The following is a 1,684-nucleotide window of genomic DNA, read 5'->3' on the forward strand; positions in this document are numbered from 1 at the left end:
AACAAAGTCTTCGGCACTTATATCGGCAGCTACACCGTCGCTGATCCGGTCGATGTTACGAACGGGGTCGGTACGACCTACGCCAAGGACCTCTCGGTGACCTACACGGTTACCCCGAACTTCCTGTTCTTCACTGCACCGCCGGTCACGCTGGTGCGCACCAAGCGAGTTTATCTCAGCTTCTGATCGTCAGGCGCGGCGGGCGAAAAACGCCGCGATCGCCTGCTTCACTTCGTCGGACGCCAGCCGTTCGGCGAAGTGTTCGTTCTCGACCGTCATCCGCTCGGACACAGCGCCGGTTTGCCCAGACCGGAGCAGCTTCTGAGTCAGCCGCATTGCCTCGGGCGGCTGCGCGAGCAGCGCGCTCGTCACCCGTTCGAGCAGACCGCTCAACTGGCCGGCGGGCGCGACATGGCTCGCCAGCCCCATCCCCAGCGCTTCGTCGGCGCCGAACGGCTCGCCGAGCAGGAGATGCTTCGCGGCGACCCGCCGCCCGGCCATCTGCGGCATCAACAGCGAACTCGCCGCCTCGGGTACCAGCCCCAGGCTGACGAACGGCATGATGAAGCGGCAACCTTTCTCGGCGATGACCAGGTCGCAATGGAACAGCATCGTCGTCCCGATCCCGACTGCATTGCCCTGTACCGCCGCGACGATCGGCACCTCGTTAAGGGCGAGCGCGCGCAACAGACGCCACACCGGAACGTCATCGAGATCGCCCCGCATCTGCTCCTTGAGGAAATCGGCGAGGTCATTGCCGGCGGTAAAGTCGGCGCCTTCGCCGCGAAGGGTGATCAGGCGAGCGCTGTCATCTCCGGCGGCCCCGGCGATCGCATCGGCCAGTGCGGCATACATCGCCACCGTGATCGCGTTGCGACGCTCGGGCCGGGCCAGCGTGATCGACAGCACGCCATTGCCGCGCTCGATCCGGACATGCTCGCTCATTCGCTCTCTCCTCGCGCGAATCGGATGACGCCGCTCGCGCCGCCCGCTATCGCGGCGCAATTCCCGCGAGCCAAGGACCCCCCATGAAATTCTTCGCCGACACTGCCGACATCGGCGAAATTCGCGACCTCGCCGATACCGGCCTGCTCGATGGCGTGACGACCAATCCCTCGCTGATCAAGAAGGCCGGGCGCGACTTCATCGAGACGGTGCGCGAGATCGCGACCATCACCAGTGGCCCGATCTCGGCCGAAGTCGTCGCGCTCGATCATGCCGGCATGATGCGCGAGGCAGAAGTGCTCCGCAAGATCGCCGACAATATCGCGATCAAGGTGCCGCTGACGATGGACGGGCTCAAGACGTGCAAGGCGCTCACTTCGGACGGGACGATGGTCAATGTCACGCTGTGCTTCTCGCCGGCGCAGGCGCTCGTCGCGGCGAAGGCCGGGGCGAGCTTCATTTCGCCGTTCGTCGGACGCCTCGACGATGTCGGAGTCAGCGGCATGGACCTGATCGCCGACATTCGCATGATCTACGACAATTATGATTTCCCGACCGAAATCCTCGTCGCCAGCGTGCGCCACCCGATGCACATCGTCGAGGCGGCCAAGATCGGCGCCGACGTCGTCACCGCGCCGACCAAGGTCATCATGCAATTGTTTAACCATCCCCAGACCGACCTCGGCATCGCCGCCTTCCTCACGGACTGGCAAGCGACCGGGCAGGCGATCGGCTAAGC

3 protein-coding genes are annotated in these 1,684 nt (G+C 64.7%); 2 read left to right on the forward strand and 1 reads right to left on the reverse strand.

Annotation, left to right across the window (positions count from 1 at the left end; genetic code table 11):
* A partial coding sequence (locus RMN84_RS00185; RefSeq protein WP_309610193.1) for a hypothetical protein occupies nucleotides 1-186 on the forward strand: 186 nt, incomplete at its 5' end.
* 3 nt (nucleotides 187-189) lie between these two features.
* On the opposite strand, the gene RMN84_RS00190 is transcribed toward RMN84_RS00185, so the two are convergent.
* Nucleotides 190-945 carry an enoyl-CoA hydratase-related protein gene (locus tag RMN84_RS00190; protein WP_309610194.1) on the reverse strand — a complete coding sequence of 252 codons (756 nt, stop codon included), beginning with the start codon at nucleotides 943-945 and terminating at the stop codon, nucleotides 190-192.
* Between the two features lie 83 nt (nucleotides 946-1,028).
* Here RMN84_RS00190 and fsa point away from each other — a divergent pair, with 83 nt between their 5' ends.
* The gene (gene fsa, locus RMN84_RS00195; RefSeq protein WP_309610195.1) at nucleotides 1,029-1,682 is read left to right on the forward strand and encodes a fructose-6-phosphate aldolase; all 654 of its coding nucleotides are present in this window, start codon (nucleotides 1,029-1,031) and stop codon (nucleotides 1,680-1,682) included.
* Nucleotides 1,683-1,684: the final 2 nt, after the last annotated feature.

Source organism: Sphingomonas sp. (genome assembly GCF_031380695.1).
GTDB lineage: Bacteria > Pseudomonadota > Alphaproteobacteria > Sphingomonadales > Sphingomonadaceae > Sphingomicrobium.

What these genes read in the sequence shown, in the direction of transcription:
- fsa (WP_309610195.1), top strand. Translation starts at nt 1,029, where the DNA reads ATGAAATTCTTCGCCGACACTGCCGACATCGGCGAAATTCGCGACCTC.
- RMN84_RS00190 (WP_309610194.1), bottom strand. Translation starts at nt 945, where the DNA reads ATGAGCGAGCATGTCCGGATCGAGCGCGGCAATGGCGTGCTGTCGATC.